Below are 18,838 nucleotides of genomic sequence, written 5' to 3' on the forward strand. Positions count from 1 at the left end.
ATGACCTTAAGATTTCAACACGTTATCTGGGTCTAATTGGTTGGTTGCTGGCTTGGCCAAACCGTACCATGAGAGGATCTTACGTGCCCAGCGCTTGAAATCATCCAACAGCAGGTATAAGCACGGGATCAGGATCAAGGTAATCACTGTGGCAAATAGGATACCAAAGGCTAATGATACCGCCATTGGGATCACCATTTGCGCTTGCATACTCTTCTCCAGCACAATCGGTAATAAGCCGAAGAAGGTGGTCAGCGAGGTCAGAATAATAGCGCGGAAACGGCGTCCACCAGCGTCTAACACGGCAGTTGCCAGCGGTGTCCCCTCGCGTCGCGCTTGGTTAACATAATCAACCATAACCAGCGAGTCGTTGACCACAACACCAGCCAAGGCAATAACCCCGAACAAGCTCAAAATCGATATTGGCATACCCAGTACCCAGTGGCCGACCACCGCGCCAATCATACCAAACGGAATCACCGACATAATAATGAACGGTTGGCTATAGCTCTTCAGCGGAATGGCCATCAGTGCATAAATGGCTAGCAGTGCCAATAAGAAACCAAGAGCTAGTGAGTCAGTTGCTTCTTCCTCATCTTGCGATGCCCCTTCCAGTTTAAAACCAACGGACGGGTACTTATCAAGAATTGGCTGAATGCGCTCTGCACGCACTTGCCGCACAATGTCAGACGGCTGCACGCTGGCTTTGTCGACGCGCGCGCGGACGTTGACAGAACGCTCACGGTTAACCCGAACAATAGAGTTATAGCCTTTGGCGAACTCAATATCTGCTAATTCAGTAAATGGAATGAGCGCACCATCTGCAGTGCGCAATTTCATGTTCTCTAAATCGCCAATAGAGGTTCGCTCATCGAGTGGATAACGCACCATAACTCGTACTTCTTCGTCACCACGCTGAATGCGTTGTGCTTCAGCGCCGTAGAAAGCGTAACGTACTTGCGTGGCTAACTCAGATAAGCTAATCCCCATGGCCGTGGCCAGTGGCTTGAGACTGACCACCACCTCGTTGTTGCCTTCACCGAAGGTATCTTCTATATCAAATACCCCTGCGAAGCCGGATAGTTCGCGGCGTAATTCAGCCGCTGCAGCGGCAAGTTCCGGCAAGTTCTCGCCGGTAAATTGAAACTCCAGATCAAAGCCACCACCCATGCCAATGCTGCCTTGGAAATTCAACGCTTTGATACCAGCAATTTCTGGCACGGATTCACGCCAGCGATTGATGATGGCAAAGCCGTCAACCTCACGCTCCTCACCTTTGGCAAGTTCAGCGAAAACGGTAGCACTGCCACTGTTAACCCACACGTTGGTATGTTTCACCACCGGGAGTCCAGATTCAGCTTCAATGCTGGCATTGAGTTGATTTAATTGCGCCACAACGATTTCGGCGGCATCAATGGTTGCCTGCTCAGAGGTACCAGGCTGCATAGATACCTGTGCTTGGATAAAGTCACTCGGCACATTAGGGAAAAATACCCAACGCACAATGCCACCCGAGATTAAACCGATCGAGACAATAAACAGGCCAATAAATGCTGCCAAAGTGATGCCGCGATTACGTAAGCAACGCGCCAAGAACGGTGTGTAGTACTTATCTACAAACACCTTCAGGCTGTCAGAAATTTTATTGCGGGTACGTTGAAATGCATTTAAGCGCTCCGGCTGCTGGCGCGAAAATTTCATGGTGGCAATGTGGGCAGGCAGGATCATCTTTGATTCAATCAACGAAAACGCCAACGCAATAATGACCACCCAGGCAATGGATTCCCAAATAGCACCTTGCGCTCCACCCACCATCAGCATCGGCACAAAAGCGACCATGGTGGTTAACACCCCAAAGGTTGCCGGCATGGCGACTCGCTGAGCGCCACGTACCACATTTTCCACCGATTTACCGTGCTTTTCGAGCTCAGAATAGGCGCTTTCACCGATCACTATGGCATCATCGACGACGATACCGAGCACTAAGATAAAGCCGAATAACGAGATCATATTGATCGAGATGCCCAGTATCGGCATCAACATAATGGTACCGAGGAAGGCAATAGGAATACCCATCATGACCCAAAATGCTAGGCGCAACTGTAAAAACAGTGACAGCAAAATGAATACTAAAATACTGCCGCCAATCATGTTGCTGGTCATTAAATCGAGGCGACCTTGCAAGTAATACGAGGAATCCCCCCAATGCGCTATTTGCACACCCGGTGGCAGTTCTTTTTGCTTGCGCTCAATATAGTTACGAACTGTGGCTGCAGCTTGCAAATCACTTTGCTCACCCACCGAGTTGACCCGCACAAAGGTGGCTGCCTTACCGTCAAATTCGCTGAAGCGGCGACGCTCAATAAAGGCGTCTTTGACCGTGGCGATATCACCCAAAGTGAGACGAGTGCCATCAGGACGGTTGATCAGGGTAATACGCTCAAACTCATCGCCCACGTAGGCCTGGTTATTGGCGCGCAGCAAAATATCGCCATTTGGTGTGCGAATCGAACCGCCGGCAACGTCAATTGAAGTGCCGCGAACAGCATTAACAACTTGCTGAAAAGTGAGGTTGTAGCGCTGTAGGTCTTGCTCAGAAATCTCGATGGAAATTTCATAATCGCGCGCACCCACGAGGTCAACTTTGGTAATACCGTTGGCCTTTTTCAAATCATCACGAATGGTTTTGGCTAATTCTTTTTGCGTGCGCTCATCCACGTCACCATAAATTGAGATCCAAATCACGTTACGCTGCGGGCGAGAGCGATAAATATTCGGGCTTTCAATTTGATTGGGGAAGTTAGGGATGGCATCGACCATCATTTTGACTTCATCCATGACAATCTGTGGGTCATAGGACGTTTCAACTTCGACACTAACCGATGCCATGCCTTCACGAGCGGTTGAACGAATACGTTCGATACCGTCGATATCCTCAATAGCATCTTCGATCAACACCAACACACCTTGTTCAACTTCTTGCGGTGCAGCACCTGGAAACGGCACTTGGATGCTAATGATGTTCAGCTCAATTTCAGGAAACATTTCTTTTTGGACTTTACTCAGCCCAAATAAACCACCAACAATAATTAGTGCCATCAGTAAGTTAGCAGCGACGGGGTTTCTCGCCCACCAGGCAATCAAACCGGTTTGTGGAGTTGTTGCATCACTCATACGTGGAATTCCTCGTTAATCCGGTTTTACCGCGGTGTCGTCATCTTGTTTGGCACTGGCGCGCTCTTGTGGTAACGGTAATGGGTCACCCGGTAAGCGCACTTTCATACTCGGTAAGGCATTGGCTAACTGAGTCAATACCACCTTGTCACCGCTATTCAGACCGCTTGAAACATAAACTTGGTTTGCTTCAGCACGGACCACGTCAACGGCTTGTAATTGCAAACGGCGATCGCCATCGACCGTCCAGACTTTATTATCTTGGTTCACAGCGTAACGTGGTATGCGGTACAAGTTCTGTGCCGCTTTACCAGCTATAGACAGCTGTACAAAGCGACCAAACCGTAACGGCTGCTCATGTAAATCACCGCTACGGTTATACGGGTCAGCTACCTCAACCACCCCATACACCACACGACTATTCATATCCAACACGCCTTCAGTACGAACCAAACGGCCGTACCAGGTCACTGGCTGACCCGAAACTTCTGAGGTGAGTTGTACTTGAGGGGCCATTGATGGGTCATCGCCAGGTTCTGGCAAATTCATAAAGGCTAAGTCACGATCACTAAGCGGTACTCGAATTTCAGCGGTCTCGGTGCTCATGATACGAGCAACTTGGCTATTGATGCCGACGAATTGACCGATATCGACATTCTTCGATTGCAGCAAGCCATCATACGGAGCGCGAATCACTGTGCGCTCAAGGTCGCGTTCCGCTTTGGCAACGGCGGCTTCAGCCGATTGCACGCCGGCCACGGCGCTAGCTACTTGCGGTTCGCGAATACCGAGCGCTGGAATTTCGCCCATCTGCAGCGATTCCCACTCATCGCGAGCAACCTTAGCGAGCGCACTTTCTTGCGCTAATTGGGCTTTCGCTTGCGCGAGATTTGCTTTAGCGGTTTTTAAGGCTACTTCATAATCAGCTGGGTCAATTTTGACCAGCACTTCACCGGCTTTAAAAAAGCCGCCGGCGACAAAATTTGGCGATAATTCGATGACTTTGCCACTCACCTGCGACATCATCATAGTAGCGTGTTTGGCTTCAACGTTGCCTTGACCAGCCACTAAGAAGTTAACGTCTTCAGCCTGCACTTCAATCACATCAACCAAAACCGGGGGACGCTCAGTTTGCCGTTGGGGTGGTTGCGGACGCATGATCGACAACAATGCTAAGAGGCCAACCGCAACAATGATAATTGCCGGCGGCACTAGTTTACGTTTCTGAAAAGCCATGGGGGTTCATTCCGTTATAACTTAGATGACAATAGTATGAAGCACTATGGCGCCGTGGAACAGCACCGATGTGTTGCGATTTGTTTCAGTAACTTTGTATTGAACGATTTAGAAAAACGCTGTCTCAGACAGCGCCTTCGCCGAGCTTGTGGAGCAATTTTGCAGCAGCATGTTCTGCCGCATCATAGAGCGGTACTACAATATCAGTAACACCAGCCCGTTCTAGCTCTGCACGTGTTCCGGGTTGGTGAGCAGTGATGATCACTTGACCGCTAAAATCCGCTTGCTGCAAACTACTGATAAGCATCAATTGAGTATCAATATCAGGGATAGTACAGACCACCGCTTTGGCGCTAGCTAGTGGTAATGACTCAATAAAATCATGATCAGCAGCATCACCATAGCGCATCGCAATCAGAGGATGCTCAATACGCCGAGTCACTTGTGGATCAAAATCAACCGCCACTACCCTAAGCCCCTGCTCTGCGACAGTGCGCGCATAACGTTCGCCATAACGGCCAGCACCAAAAACAATTACTGCGCAACGCCCTGAGCTTTCGGTTTCGTGGGTATCTTCCTGTTCCCTGTGAGGATTACGCCGTTGGAATACTCCCAAGTACGGTTCACAGAAATCATAAAGTTGCCGTGAATACAAAATCATATAGGTAGACATGGCAATAGTTACTAATCCCACCAAAGTGACTAGGCCAAGTGCTTGCTCCGGTATATGCCCCAGCGAAATCCCCATTGCCACAAAGATAATTGAAAACTCCGAAATTTGTGCAACGGTTAAACCAGCCATAAAACTTGTACGTTTGCGGTATCCCATGTAGCCCATGATTGCCATTACAATTAACGGGTTTCCAAGCAATACAAACAGTGAAAAGAGTGATGCCGGCAACAGTGCATCACCCAACGTACTGAGGTCAAGTTTAGCTCCCAGCTCAATAAAAAAGAATAACAACAAGAAATCACGCAGACTTGCCAGGCGCGCACCAATCGCTTCACGGTACTGTGTAGATGCTAATGAAAATCCTGCTAAAAATGCTCCAACCTCTTTAGAAAAACCAAAATACTCACCGCTAGCTGCCAATAGGGTTCCCCATGCAATAGCAAAAAGTAATAGTAGTTCTTGAGATTTGGCAATATGGCGTAATGCGGTCGGTAATATGTAGCGCATTGCAACGGCGACTAAAATAGCCGCGATGACCAACTTCAGCGCGATTTCGGCGATAATCATGAACCAACCCAAATCGGTGCTTCCTGCACCGCCGCTTCCTAATGCCATCATGGCAATCACTACAGCAATATCTTGAACGATCAAGAAGCCCATGGCGATGCGCCCATGTAGGCTATCAATTTCTCGTTTGTCAGCCAGTAACTTAACGATGATAATGGTACTCGAAAAGGTCAGCGCAACAGCCACATAGACGGCGGTTAACATATCGAGCCCCATCGCTAGGCCCAATAGAAATCCAAACACAATGGTAAAGGCTAGCTGACCTAACCCAGTGGCTAATGCTACTGGACCTAAATGACGAATTAATGCGAGATCGAGTTTTAAACCGACCACAAACAATAATACTGTAATGCCGACACTCGCAAGCAGCTCAATAGGCTGATGATGACTAACTAAATCGAATGCCGAGGGACCGACTAATATACCGGCGACAATAAAGGCAACAATAAGCGGTTGCCGCAGCAACATACCAATAAGACCTACGCCACAGGCAATCACCAATAGCAACGTGAACTCGCCGAAGATATCCATGCTTAGTCTCCTTTATTGCGACTCAGGTACAACCCTAAACAAATTAAGGATAGACCGATAATTGTGGTGTGGTGAATCACTTCACCGAGAATAGCATAGATTAGAATTAAGCTTAGAAATGGGCTTAAAAAAATTAACATACTAATTTGACTAGTTTTCTCCGCTTGCCTCATTGCTAAGAGCCACAACAAAAAGGTCAGCCCCATTTCAAAGATGCCAACGTAGATACCAGCACTCAAGCCACGCCAATCAAGCTGCCACGGCGACGGTGCAAGCCACTCGGCAACTAATAGCCACAGGCTGCCCCATAAAAAGCACCAGAACAACGCCGGTACCGGTGGGTCGGTATTTTTAATATTGATAAGCCAATAGCCTGCCCATAGCAATGTGCTGGCCAGCGCAATACTAATACCTAGCCAGTTGGTCTGGCTAAAGTCCCATTGCCCTCCGGTAGCAATCAAAAACACCCCAGCATAGGCCACCAACATGGCACCAAGCTCACGTTTACTCAGTGTTTGTTTGAGGATCGGCACCGCCAACAATGACATGGTAATAGCCCACGTGTAGTTGATGGCTTGCGCTTGTTGGGCGGGCAATTGGCTATAGGCAATAAACAGTACCCAGTAATAGGCAAACGGATTGAGTAGCCCCAGTAATGCATAAAAGCGGGTTCGCGTCTTCGCTAGAGTCAGGGTATGGTGCCACTGCCCTTGCCAACTAATAAAGCCCGCAAAAATCACCACACTGGTAAGTGCCGCAATCAATACCAACTGCCGCGGAGTTAAAAACTGCAAGGCTATTTTGAACGCTGTGGCCACGGTGGCCCACAGCAATACGGCACACAAACCGAGTAGTAGCGCTTTGCGTTGATTGGGTACGCTCATAACACCTCAACGGGGAGATAACGTGGGAGATACAGTCAGCCAGCGTGCTTTGCTGCGGGTAATGCTATACCAGCGGCAGCGATACAATGGTTTAGCATCATTGCTGGTATGCAAAAATTGTTGCCGCAGTTGTTCTAACTGCGCATAACTGGGCATCGGTTGCTGGCACTGTTGCAGCCAGTAGCGCAGCGCTGCTCGTTGCTTCGGTGCCGACCAGCGGGCAATATGATCAACAAACAATTGCTGTTGGTCATTGATGTGTGGCGCCATTTGCTCCGCTAACAATTCATTGAGCAGATCATGCTGCTCTGCGCACAGTGCGGCACTGCGCAATACCGCTTCACCAAAATGGGGCCAGCGTTGTTCTAATAGCGGGACCACCTTATGGCGCAAAAAATTACGCTCAATATCGGTGTCAAAATTAGTATCGTCTTCAATCCAGAACAACTGACGCTGCTCGGCATAGGCATAAATAGCTTGCTTACTCACCGTCAGCAACGGTCGCAGCCAACGAACCTGCTGCCAATCTTGTTGTGCCGCCATAGCTGCTAAGCCCTTAGGCCCCGCCCCGCGTTTTAGCTGCAGCAGCACGGTTTCAATCTGATCGTTACGATGGTGGCCTAGCAAGCAGCTAACTCCGGCTGCCACCGTATCAGCATGCAATAGTGCTGCCATGCGGTGGTAACGGGCATCACGACCAGCGGCTTCTTTGTTCACCCGTGGCCCGCTGTTAATCTGCAAGACTTCATGCACAAGCGGCATGTTGCGCCGCTGACAATCAGCCACCAAGCCTGCCGCCCAGTGCCCGGAGTGCGGGTGAAACTGATGATCTAAATGAATAGCAAGATAGCGATACTGTGGCTGTTGCTGGCGATAACGATCAAGTAAATCGAGGATACTCTGGGAGTCTGCCCCCCCCCCTAAGCACGCTACAAAGAGGTGGCCCTGCGGCGCTTGCAAGGCATCGAGTTGTTGTGCAAACGCCGGGTAAAGGTCGGTCATTGGCTGCGCGCTAGCAATAACCAAATGTCATCAGTTTGGCATAGCGGCGATCGAGTAAGTTAGCAGAATCAAGTGCTTCTAGCTCACTCAGATCGGTCAAGATACGATCTTTTAACCGCGCTGCCATAGCACTGTGGTCACGGTGTGCGCCACCAATGGGTTCTTCCACAATGGTATCAATAAGCTTCAATGCTTTGCTTTTATCAGCGGTAACACCCATGGCTTCAGCGGCTAATTCAGCCTTGCTGGCACTCTTCCACAAGATCGATGCACAGCCCTCTGGAGAAATCACCGAGTAAGTTGAATACTGCAACATGTTAACGCGGTCACCCACGCCAATGGCCAACGCGCCACCAGAGCCACCCTCACCGATAACGGTACAGATAATTGGGGTTTTTAACCGCGCCATCACCTTTAGATTGCGTGCGATAGCTTCTGATTGCCCGCGCTCTTCAGCACCAATACCCGGATACGCACCGGGCGTATCAATAAAAGTAATAATTGGCATCTTAAAGCGCTCAGCCATTTCCATCAGCCGCAGGGCTTTACGGTAGCCTTCAGGTTTTGGCATACCAAAGTTACGGCGGATTTTTTCTTTGGTTTCACGGCCCTTTTGATGCCCAATAACCATGACTGGGCGACCATCAAGACGTGCGGTACCACCGACTATCGCGCGATCGTTGGCAAACGTGCGATCACCAGCAAATTCATCAAAATCGGTGAACATATGTTCAATGTAGTCAAGCGTGTAAGGGCGTGCCGGGTGGCGTGCCAATTGCGATACTTGCCAAGCGTTTAAGTCAGCAAAGATTTTACTGACCAGCTGCTCGCGTTTTTCTTGCAGCTTGCCAATTTCTTCTTCGATGTTCACGTCAAAACCACCGCGCGCGCCGACCGCTTTTAGTTCTTCAATTTGGGCCTGTAGCTCAGCAATTGGTTTTTCAAACTCTAAAAAATGCAGACTCATTATGGCTCCTGTTTGCCATCAAAATTCTAGCACAACATGCTTGTCACCGAATTGGACCGCCAATTCGTGCAGTAATTCATCAGCTGGGGTCACACACCAAGCCGTTCCTAATTTGTATTCCGCATGCACATCATCGCGTTGATAGCGAATACGCACTGGCGTCGTGCCATGCTGGTGCGGTTGCAACAAGGCCTGCAAGCGCGCTAATCCGGACCCTTGCAGCTGGTCCTCGCGTAATTGCAGCAGCAGCCCTTTGGCATATTGCTCACGAATTCCCACCAGCGTATTCAGTTCGCGGGCGGTCATTGTATTCGCGCCAGCAAAATCATCAAAGCCGACCTCTCCCTTAACCACTAAGATTTGGTCGTTTTGTAGCAATTCATAGTGTAAGTCATATTCTTGCGAATAAAAACGCACTTGGAACCGTGCGGTCTTATCATCGAGGGTGACAATGGCCCAGCGTGCCCCTTTTTTGTTTACCATAGTGCGAACATCAATGACTAAGCCCGCTACTGTTGTGACCTGATCGCGGCCCGTCGGTTTCACGTCGGCTAACACACAAGGCACATAATTGCGTAATTCTTTGCGATAACGGTTAATCGGGTGACCGGTTAAATAAAGCCCTAAGGTTTCACGCTCAAATTCCAACCACACCGCTTCGGGCCACTCGGGTACCTGTTGATAGGCAGGCTTTGCGGTATGACTCACCGCATCAGCAAACATGCCAAACAAGTCACTCTGCCCCACTTCTGCCGCCCGGGCGGTTTGTTCGGCTTGGCGCATGGCTTGTTCAAGCGTGGCATACAAAGCCGCACGGTGCACACCGAGGGAGTCCAGTGCACCGGCTTTGATTAACTTTTCTAAAATGCGGCGGTTCAGCCGTTTTAAATCAACGCGGGCACAAAAATCAAAAAGGTCGCTAAATGGTCCGCTTTGGCGCGCCTGTAAAATAGCCTCGATAGGGCCAGCGCCCACACCCTTAATAGCACCGATACCATAAATAATGGTGCCATCACCCGCAACGGTGAACTTATGCTGACCCTGATTGATATCAGGCGGCAATAAATGCAGCCCCATTTGCTCGCATTCGTCCACCAAGGTCACTATCTTGTCGGTGTTATCCATATCGGCCGACATCACCGCAGCCATAAATTCCGCCGGGTAATGAGTCTTTAACCACAGCGTTTGGTACGACACCAAGGCATACGCAGCCGAGTGCGATTTATTGAAGCCGTAGCCAGCAAACTTTTCTACCAGATCAAAGATTTTGACTGCCAGTTCTGGGTCAATATTATTATTCTTGGCACCCTCTTCAAACACCGCGCGTTGCTTGGCCATTTCTTCGGGCTTTTTCTTACCCATCGCACGCCGCAACAAATCCGCGCCACCGAGCGAATATCCAGCCAATACCTGGGCAATCTGCATGACCTGCTCTTGATACAGAATGACCCCGTAGGTGGGCTCCAAAATAGGTTTTAACGATTGATGCTGGTAATCTTTGTCGGGGTATGACAATTCTTCACGGCCGTGCTTACGGTCAATAAAGTTATCCACCATGCCCGATTGCAACGGGCCGGGGCGAAACAACGCCACCAAGGCAATAATATCTTCAAAGGTATCGGGGCGTAGCTTCTTGATTAGCTGCTTCATACCGGCCGATTCAAGCTGGAATACCGCGGTGGTTTGGCCTTTTTTCAGTAGATCAAAACAGGCTTTATCATCGAGAGGAATCGACTCAATGTTGATGGCCGGCAGTTGCTGCTGCAAACGTTTATGATTGACCATCTCCAGCGCCCACTGAATGATGGTTAAGGTGCGTAAGCCCAAAAAGTCAAACTTAACCAAACCGGCCGCTTCAACGTCGTTTTTATCGAATTGTGTGACTGGCTGTTTACCTTCTTCGTCACAGTAAAGTGGCGAAAAGTCGGTGATCTTGGTTGGCGCAATAACTACCCCACCGGCATGCTTGCCAGCATTGCGGGTGCAGCCCTCAAGGGTTCGTGCCATATCAATCAGGTCACGGACATCTTCGTCTTGCTCGTACATTTCTTGCAGTCGTGGCTCAACTTTAAAGGCTTGCTCCAGCGTCATACCTGGATCATTAGGCACTAGTTTGGTCAGCTTATCGACGAATCCATAGGGGTGGCCGAGTACTCGGCCGACATCCCGAATCGCCGCTTTGGCGGCCATGGTGCCAAAGGTGATAATTTGCGACACCGCCTCACGACCGTAGAGTTCGGCCACGTGGTCTATCACTTCATCGCGGCGGTCCATGCAAAAGTCGATGTCAAAGTCAGGCATGGACACCCGTTCGGGGTTCAAAAACCGCTCAAAGAGCAAATCGAATTCAAGCGGGTCTAGATCGGTAATTTTTAGCGCATAGGCGACCAATGAACCAGCACCTGATCCGCGCCCAGGGCCCACCGGAATATTGTTATCTTTGGACCACTGAATAAACTCCATAACAATCAGGAAGTAGCCAGCAAAGCCCATGGTGTTAATAACTTTTAGCTCAATCGCCAAACGTTCATCGTACTCACCACGGCGTTGTTGGCGCAGCTCTGGGTCGGGAAATAATTGCTCGAGACGCTGCTGCAAACCCTGTTCAGACTTCATCACCAGAAAATCTTCTGGGGTCATGCCGCCGGTTGGAAATTCCGGTAACACATATTCATCAAGGGTTACCGTGACATTGCAGCGCTTGGCAATTTCAACGGTGTTTTCGAGTGCTTCCGGCAGGTCGGCAAACAGCTCCAGCATGTCGTCAACACTGCGCAAGTATTGCTGCTCGCTATAGAGTTTTGGCCGCCGTTTATCATCCAGCGTATACCCATCAGACACCGCAACACGAATTTCATGGGCGTGGAATTCACTGGGTTGTAAAAACACCACATCATTGGTGGCCACCACCGGCAGCCCTGTTTCACCAGCTAGCGCTACCGCAGCGTGAATGTACTCATTTTCATTGGCGCGGCCGGTACGGCTTAATTCGAGATAAAAACGGTCAGGAAAATACTGCTGATAAAAGGCCACTAAGGCGTTCACCTCAGCGTGTTTTTGCTGCAACAACTTGCGCCCAATTTGGCCATCACGACCACCAGACAGCAGCAACAAGCCGTCATGATGCTGCGCCAGCCACTGCCGATCGATACAGGGGCGACCCTGCCGATGTCCGGCTAAATAGCCACGGCTAATCAGTTGGGTTAACTGTTGGTAACCGGTGTTATTCATCGCCAATACGGTGAGTTTAGTCAGTGCTTCGTCGGCCTCATCAGCATCGAGCACCCATAAATCACAGCCAATAATAGGTTTGAGCCCGTGTTTGTGACTGCTGCGATAAAACCGCACCAAGCCACACAGGTTCATTTGATCGGTTAAGGCAATGGCTGGCATGCCTAAATCAGCGGCGGCGGCACAAATCGCGTTGACCTTGTGTAAGCCATCAATCATCGAGAAGTCGCTATGTACGCGCAAATGCACAAATTGGGGTGCGGCAGTGCTAGCTGGTTCAGTCGATTCAGTCATATCACGCTATCAACAGTTTGGTAAATTCAGGGGATGGGCTATTGTGCCGTATGGGCACTGGCTTGTCATCATCGGTACCACAATAAAACCATGCTGGTCGTCACCAAATACCTCGCTCTGTTGCTGCTGATGATAGGCGGCAATGAGCACACACACCAACGCATCAAGGCAATCGTCATTAGCTTTTAACGCTGCCCCGCGCAAGCTCGCTATGCGCTCGGTATTCAGGTATTGCTCGGTAATGGTGGCAGCTAGGCGCAATTGAATGGCGCCGGTCACGGCCGGCTGGGTCAAGCTCATCAACAGTTCAGCAAAATGTTGCTGGCCACTGCGACGGGCATCACTGCTGCCTTTTTTGTAGGCTAAACGGTAGGGTAATTGTAATAGCTCAAGCAAAGCCGCATGCGGGTAACATTCAATTTGCCACGGTGCATGATCGACGCGTTCGGGCTGACTGCCGGCGTGGCCAAAGCCGCGCTGCAACAACCACTGGCTCAATTGAAGGCTTTGACAGTGCGCCCACAAATTAAGATTAGCCGGATAGCAGGCCACCCCACGGCGCCCGTAACGACTGGCAATTGCGCGTTCACAGTCGCGCATACCAGTGGCATTGACGATCACGGTGGGGCCATCAATGGCTACGCCATGAACCGCTTCGGCAAGGAGTATCTGACCCATTTCTGGCGCACTATAACAGTCATGTAGCAGTTGTTCGACTTGCAACACACCCTGCTCCAGCTCACCGATAGCCAGCGCCGAGGGATTTCCATCACGCCAAGCAATATCAATGCCGGCAATGCGCCGGCTTGGTATTATTGCTGTCACCACCAGAACGCTTAGTCGTTGCTACCAATAAAGGCTTCAATGCCCTCTTCTTCAATAGCTGCTTTGGCTTCGTCTAGCGCATCTTGGTCAGACTCAAATTCATCTTCCCATAAGGTTGAGTTATTACCCTCATCGACAACCTCTAAGATCCAACCACCGTGGTCGCCCCGATAAATATCGACCTGTACAGTATGACCATTTTGACTAATAGTCTGGGTTAATGGGCTTTGCTCAAATTCTTGCTCAGTCATATCGTTCTCGCTCCGGTGAGATTCATTGTTGCTGCTAGTCTAGCAGAAAAAAGGCCCGCGACTATGGCTAGTCACGGGCCTTCACTAAAACAATTTGCAGTCAGCGCACTATGGCTGCTTTACAACGTAGCCAACGCGTTATTTAAGGTTGCTGACGGGCGCATGGCCTTATCAACTAAGCTGCTATTAGGCTGATAGTAGCCACCAATCTCAACAGCACTGCCCTGCACCGCAATTAACTCAGCCAGGATAGTTTGCTCATGCTGCTGCAACTGTGTCGCTAACTTGGCAAAACGTGCAGCCAACTCGGCATCATCGGTTTGTGCGGCCAAGGCTTCAGCCCAATACATGGCTAAGTAGAAATGGCTACCACGGTTGTCGATTTCACCGACCTTGCGTGCTGGCGACTTGTCGTTGTCGAGGAACTTAGCATTGGCTTTATCCAAGCCATCGGCTAGTACTTGTGCGCGTTTATTGCCGGTGGTTTGCGCCAAATGCTCCAGCGATGCCGCCAGTGCCAAGAACTCACCCAGTGAGTCCCAACGCAGGTAGTTTTCTTCAACAAACTGCTGCACGTGCTTTGGTGCTGAACCACCCGCGCCGGTCTCAAATAAACCACCACCGTTCATCAATGGCACCACTGATAACATTTTTGCCGAGGTACCGAGTTCTAAGATTGGGAACAAGTCGGTCAAGTAGTCACGCAGCACGTTACCGGTGACCGAAATGGTATCTTGGCCAGCCTTCATGCGCGCCAGCGAGTGCAAAGTGGCCTCGGTGGGTGCCATGATTTGCAGGTCAAGGCCATTGGTGTCGTGTTCAGCCAAGTAGCTGTGTACTTTCTTAATCAGTTGAGCGTCATGGGCACGCTCGGCATCTAGCCAGAACACGGCAGGCATACCGCTTAACCGTGAGCGATTGACGGCCAATTTCACCCAGTCGCGAATTGGTGCGTCTTTGACTTGGCACATACGCCAGATATCGCCCTTCTCGACGTCGTGCGAGAATACCGTCTCACCGGCTTGATTAAGCACCACCACCGAGCCGGCAGCAGCAATTTCAAAAGTCTTGTCGTGCGAACCGTATTCTTCCGCTTTTTGTGCCATTAAACCCACGTTCGGGATGGTTCCCATGGTTGCCGGATCAAAAGCACCGTGTTGCTTACAGAAATCAATAGTCGCTTGATAAACCCCGGCATAGCAACGATCAGGGATCATGGCCTTGGTATCTTGGGTTTTACCTTGACGATCCCACATTTTGCCACCGTCACGAATCATCGCTGGCATCGAGGCATCAATAATCACGTCACTTGGAACGTGCAAGTTGGTAATGCCTTTGTCAGAGTTGACCATGGCTAATTCAGGTTGCTGATCAAAGATCGCCGCGATATCAGCTTCAATTGCGGCGCGCTGCTCAGCGGGCAAGGTCGCAACTTTCGCCACCACATCACCAAAGCCATTACTCACATCAACGCCCAATTGCTTAAAGGTATCGCCGTACTTGCTGAATAAATCGGCGAAATACACTTTCACCGCGTGACCAAACATAATTGGGTCAGAGACCTTCATCATGGTGGCTTTCAAATGCAATGACAGCAGAATATTTTCTTGCTTAGCGGCGGCAGTTTGCTGGGCAAAGAAGTCAGCCAATTTGGCCACACTCATACGCGCAGCATCAACGACTTCACCAGCTTGTACCTTAATGCCATCTTTTAACAGCGTTTCACCCGCTGGCGTACGTAACACCACACGCAGGCTGTCAGCAGCAGCAAAGGTAGTCGACTGCTCGCTGCTGTAGAAATCACCATCGGTCATATGGGCAACGTGAGTTTTGGAGTCAGCTGACCATTTGCCCATGCGATGCGGGTGCTTCTTGGCATAGTTTTTCACCGATGCCGGCGCACGACGATCAGAATTACCTTCGCGCAGCACTGGGTTTACCGCTGAGCCCTTGATACGGTCGTAACGCGCTTTAATATCGCGCTGTTCAGCGGTTGTCGCTTCAACCGGGTAATCAGGTAAGGCGTAGCCTTGGCCCTGCAACTCTTTAATCGCGGCAATTAACTGCGGAATAGAGGCCGAGATATTCGGCAACTTGATGATGTTTGCTTCTGGCTTATTGGCTAACTCACCCAGCTCAGCTAAGGCATCACCAATGCGTTGCTGCTCTTGCAAGAACTCAGGAAAGCTAGCAATGATACGGCCCGCCAAAGAAATATCGCGAGTTTCTACGGTCACCCCAGCAGCTTTAGTAAAAGCCTGCACGATAGGCAGTAGCGAATAGGTGGCTAAGCGTGGGGCTTCGTCCGTTTCGGTATAGATAATGGTTGAGCTATCAATTGACATAGTCATTCCTATTTAGCGAGATCAGCAAAAAAATTGTGCCGAATTGTAGCAAAAAAAAGGCAGACCATAAAGGTCTGCCTCTGCAATGCTCCGTTGTAACGAAAGCTTTACTGGTCGAGTTTAGGCGCAGTTAAACCACGACGCTCGAGCAATGCATCAACCGTTGGCTCTTGGCCACGGAAGTTAATGTACTGCTGCATTGGGTCGATACTGTTGCCCTTCGACAAAATGGCATCACGGAATGCTTGGCCATTTTCTAAGGTTAAGCCACCACGGGTACCCATAAATTTAAAGGCATCCGCAGCCAATACTTCAGACCACATGTAGGCATAGTACCCAGCTGAGTAGCCACCCGAAAATACGTGAGCAAAATAGGCTGACTTATAACGTGGCGGTACCGCTGCTACATCAACCCCATTAGCTTTTAAGGCCGCGGCTTCAAAAGCAGCGACATCGTCGATGTTTGCTTCGTCAACCGAAAGTGTGTGGTATTCGAAGTCCAATAATGCTGCTGAAATATACTCTAAGGTATCAAAACCTTGGTTAAAGTTTTTCGCGGCTAATACCTTGGCGAGTAATTCCGCAGGGATTGGCTCACCGGTCTCGTAATGGTTAGCAAAGTTAGCCAGCACTTTAGGGTCTAGCATCCAGTCTTCTTGGAAGGTCGATGGAAACTCAACATAGTCGCGTGATACTGAGGTACCAGCTAATGACGGATACATCACGTCAGAGAACATGCCATGCAAAGCGTGGCCAATCTCGTGGAACATGGTGCTTACTTCGTCAAAGCTTAACAGCGTTGGCTGGCCTTCTGGCGCCTTGCGAATGTTCATATTGTTGAGAATCACTGGCTTAGTGCCTAACAAATGGCTTTGGCTCACGAACGAGCTCATCCACGCACCGCCGCGCTTACCATCACGAGTAAACCAGTCGCCATAGAACAAACCGAGGGTTTCGCCATCAACATCTTTGACTTCATACACGTACACATCGTCAGCATAAACCGGGATGTCATCACGTTTATGGAAGGTGATACCAAACAATTCGGTCATAGTGAAGAACACGCCGTCTTCTACCACGCGGTTGAATTCAAAGTACTTTTTGACTTCACTTGAATCAATTGAATACTTCTCGGTGCGCACTTGTTCAGCGTAGTAGAACCAATCCCATGGTTGCACTTCAAAATCGCCACCTTGAGCGTTGATCATCGCTTGAATTTCGGCCTTCTCGGCTTCAACGTTGCTGACTACTGCTGGTACTAGGTCACGCAGCATTTTTTGCGCGGCTTCTGGTGTGCCAGCCATACTCTGTGCCAAGGTGAATGCACCCCAGTTGTCATAACCGAGTAATTTAGCGCGTTCAGCACGCAGCTTGGTCAATTGTGCGACCAACGGACGGTTATCGGTGGCGGTGTTACCCAACCCACGATTGGCCGAGGCTTCCCAAATACGCTGGCGCAATTCACGGTTTTCCAATGATTCCAGAATAGATTGGCGCGTTGTGTTGCTCAGACGGATCACATATTTGCCTTCCATACCGGCGGCTTTTGCAGCAGCGGCATAACCGGCAATTTGGTTGGCAGTAGCGCCAGCTAATTCAGCTTCGCTATCAACCACAATCAGGTTTTCATCAACCAAAGTCATTAAGTTACGCGAGAACTGCGTGGTCAATGATGACATTTCGCTGTTGATTTCACGAATACGTACTTGCTCTGCTTCGTTTAAGCGAGCACCGGCGCGCACAAAGCTGGTGTAGGTGTCTTCAACGAGGCGCAAGGCTTCACCGCTGAGTGACTCACGATTGTTGTAAATCGCTTCAACGCGGGCAAACAAGGCTGGGTTCAGCATGATGTTGTCGCGATGTTCCGCCCACTTAGGCGCTAACTCAGCTTGTAAATTGCGGATGTCATCGTTGCTGTTTGAGCCAGCAATGTTACCAAATACCGCACTCACACGGCTTAACAGACGACCTGATTTTTCCATCGCGACGATGGTGTTTTCAAAGGTTGGTGCTTCAGTGTTGTTGGCAATCGCAGCAATTTCTGCTGCTTGCTCAGCCATGCCCGCGTAAATAGCTGGGCGATAGTGTTCAAATTTTATCGCGGTGAAATCCGGTGCCATGTAAGGCAATGTACTAGCCGCATAAAATGGGTTCGCTTGAGTAAACTCGGCAGTGACTTGCTCAGTAGCTTGACCTTCTGTCATTTGTTGTGGGGCTTCTTTATCTGAACACGCAGCCAGCGATAAGCTAGCGCCGATAGCAATTGCGATGAGACTCATACGCATAATGGATTCTCCTTGGGGTAATTTTTTAAGACGTCCAATACTCTACTCGCCCCAGGCGCTTCACTCAAGCACCATTCATGGCAGAAAGCGGACGCCTGAGCGGATTTTTGCGCGCTGTTAGGCGACTTCAATCACCGAAATGAGTGGTAATAAACCAAACTTGCTACGGGCTTTATCGCAACTCGGGTTGCTACCGTCAATGGACATATCAAATTCACGACAGGGTGACGGCCGATCAGCGTAAATACTGCAGCTGACGCTTTGCCCAATTTCACCTTGCAATGCCACGCAACGCGGTTGCTTCTGGTTGGTACCTTGCATGCAAATCAAATGAGGATGGTATCCCGCTTCAGTGAGTTCACTGGGGACATAACCGTTGGGAGCTCCCGTCGCTTCGCCCCAATAAAATGAGACCCTAAACGACGAACAACAAGCACCACACGTCAAGCAGGCATTAGCCAAACTCATCGCGCAACACTCCAGCAATAGAACTGTGGATGACAAAAGAAGTGGCGGAACGGACGGGACTCGAACCCGCGACCCCCGGCGTGACAGGCCGGTATTCTAACCAAC

General features: G+C 50.0%; 12 protein-coding genes. All 12 read right to left on the reverse strand.

What is annotated here, in order from left to right; all coding sequences use genetic code 11:
• Positions 1-6: 6 nt before the first annotated feature.
• A complete protein-coding gene (locus tag EFO84_RS05300; protein WP_127347025.1) occupies positions 7-3,174 on the reverse strand; it encodes an efflux RND transporter permease subunit in 3,168 nt (1,055 codons plus the stop codon).
• 15 nt (positions 3,175-3,189) lie between these two features.
• Positions 3,190-4,410, reverse strand: coding sequence for an efflux RND transporter periplasmic adaptor subunit (locus EFO84_RS05305; RefSeq protein ID WP_127347026.1), 1,221 nt, complete (start codon positions 4,408-4,410; stop codon positions 3,190-3,192).
• Positions 4,411-4,534: 124 nt separating this feature from the next.
• Entirely contained in the window at positions 4,535-6,181 is a 1,647-nt protein-coding gene (locus tag EFO84_RS05310) for a cation:proton antiporter (protein ID WP_127347027.1), read from the reverse strand.
• A gap of 2 nt (positions 6,182-6,183) precedes the next feature.
• On the reverse strand, positions 6,184-7,065 hold the full coding sequence (locus EFO84_RS05315) for a DMT family transporter (RefSeq protein WP_127347028.1): 882 nt from the start codon (positions 7,063-7,065) through the stop codon (positions 6,184-6,186).
• Between the two features lie 6 nt (positions 7,066-7,071).
• Entirely contained in the window at positions 7,072-8,067 is a 996-nt protein-coding gene (tilS, locus tag EFO84_RS05320) for a tRNA lysidine(34) synthetase TilS (RefSeq protein WP_127347029.1), read from the reverse strand.
• Positions 8,068-8,077: 10 nt separating this feature from the next.
• Complete coding sequence (accA, locus tag EFO84_RS05325; RefSeq protein ID WP_127347030.1) at positions 8,078-9,034, reverse strand: acetyl-CoA carboxylase carboxyl transferase subunit alpha; 957 nt, start codon at positions 9,032-9,034, stop codon at positions 8,078-8,080.
• Between the two features lie 18 nt (positions 9,035-9,052).
• Positions 9,053-12,559 (reverse strand): DNA polymerase III subunit alpha, encoded by a 3,507-nt coding sequence (dnaE, locus tag EFO84_RS05330; protein WP_127347031.1) that lies wholly within the window; start codon positions 12,557-12,559, stop codon positions 9,053-9,055.
• A gap of 9 nt (positions 12,560-12,568) precedes the next feature.
• Positions 12,569-13,384 (reverse strand): DUF429 domain-containing protein, encoded by an 816-nt coding sequence (locus tag EFO84_RS05335; RefSeq protein ID WP_164742383.1) that lies wholly within the window; start codon positions 13,382-13,384, stop codon positions 12,569-12,571.
• An 11-nt stretch (positions 13,385-13,395) separates the two neighbouring features.
• Positions 13,396-13,635 (reverse strand): hypothetical protein, encoded by a 240-nt coding sequence (locus tag EFO84_RS05340; RefSeq protein WP_127347033.1) that lies wholly within the window; start codon positions 13,633-13,635, stop codon positions 13,396-13,398.
• A gap of 119 nt (positions 13,636-13,754) precedes the next feature.
• Positions 13,755-15,980, reverse strand: a complete 2,226-nt coding sequence (locus EFO84_RS05345; RefSeq protein WP_127347034.1) for an NADP-dependent isocitrate dehydrogenase — start codon at positions 15,978-15,980, stop codon at positions 13,755-13,757.
• 107 nt (positions 15,981-16,087) lie between these two features.
• Positions 16,088-18,265: a M3 family metallopeptidase gene (locus tag EFO84_RS05350; RefSeq protein WP_127347035.1), complete on the reverse strand. Its 2,178-nt coding sequence runs from the start codon at positions 18,263-18,265 to the stop codon at positions 16,088-16,090.
• 117 nt (positions 18,266-18,382) lie between these two features.
• Positions 18,383-18,733, reverse strand: coding sequence for a YkgJ family cysteine cluster protein (locus tag EFO84_RS05355; RefSeq protein ID WP_127347036.1), 351 nt, complete (start codon positions 18,731-18,733; stop codon positions 18,383-18,385).
• Between the last annotated feature and the right edge of the window lie 105 nt (positions 18,734-18,838).

The sequence above is a fragment of the Pseudidiomarina mangrovi genome, from assembly GCF_003999375.1.
Classification (GTDB): Bacteria; Pseudomonadota; Gammaproteobacteria; order Enterobacterales; family Alteromonadaceae; genus Pseudidiomarina; species Pseudidiomarina mangrovi.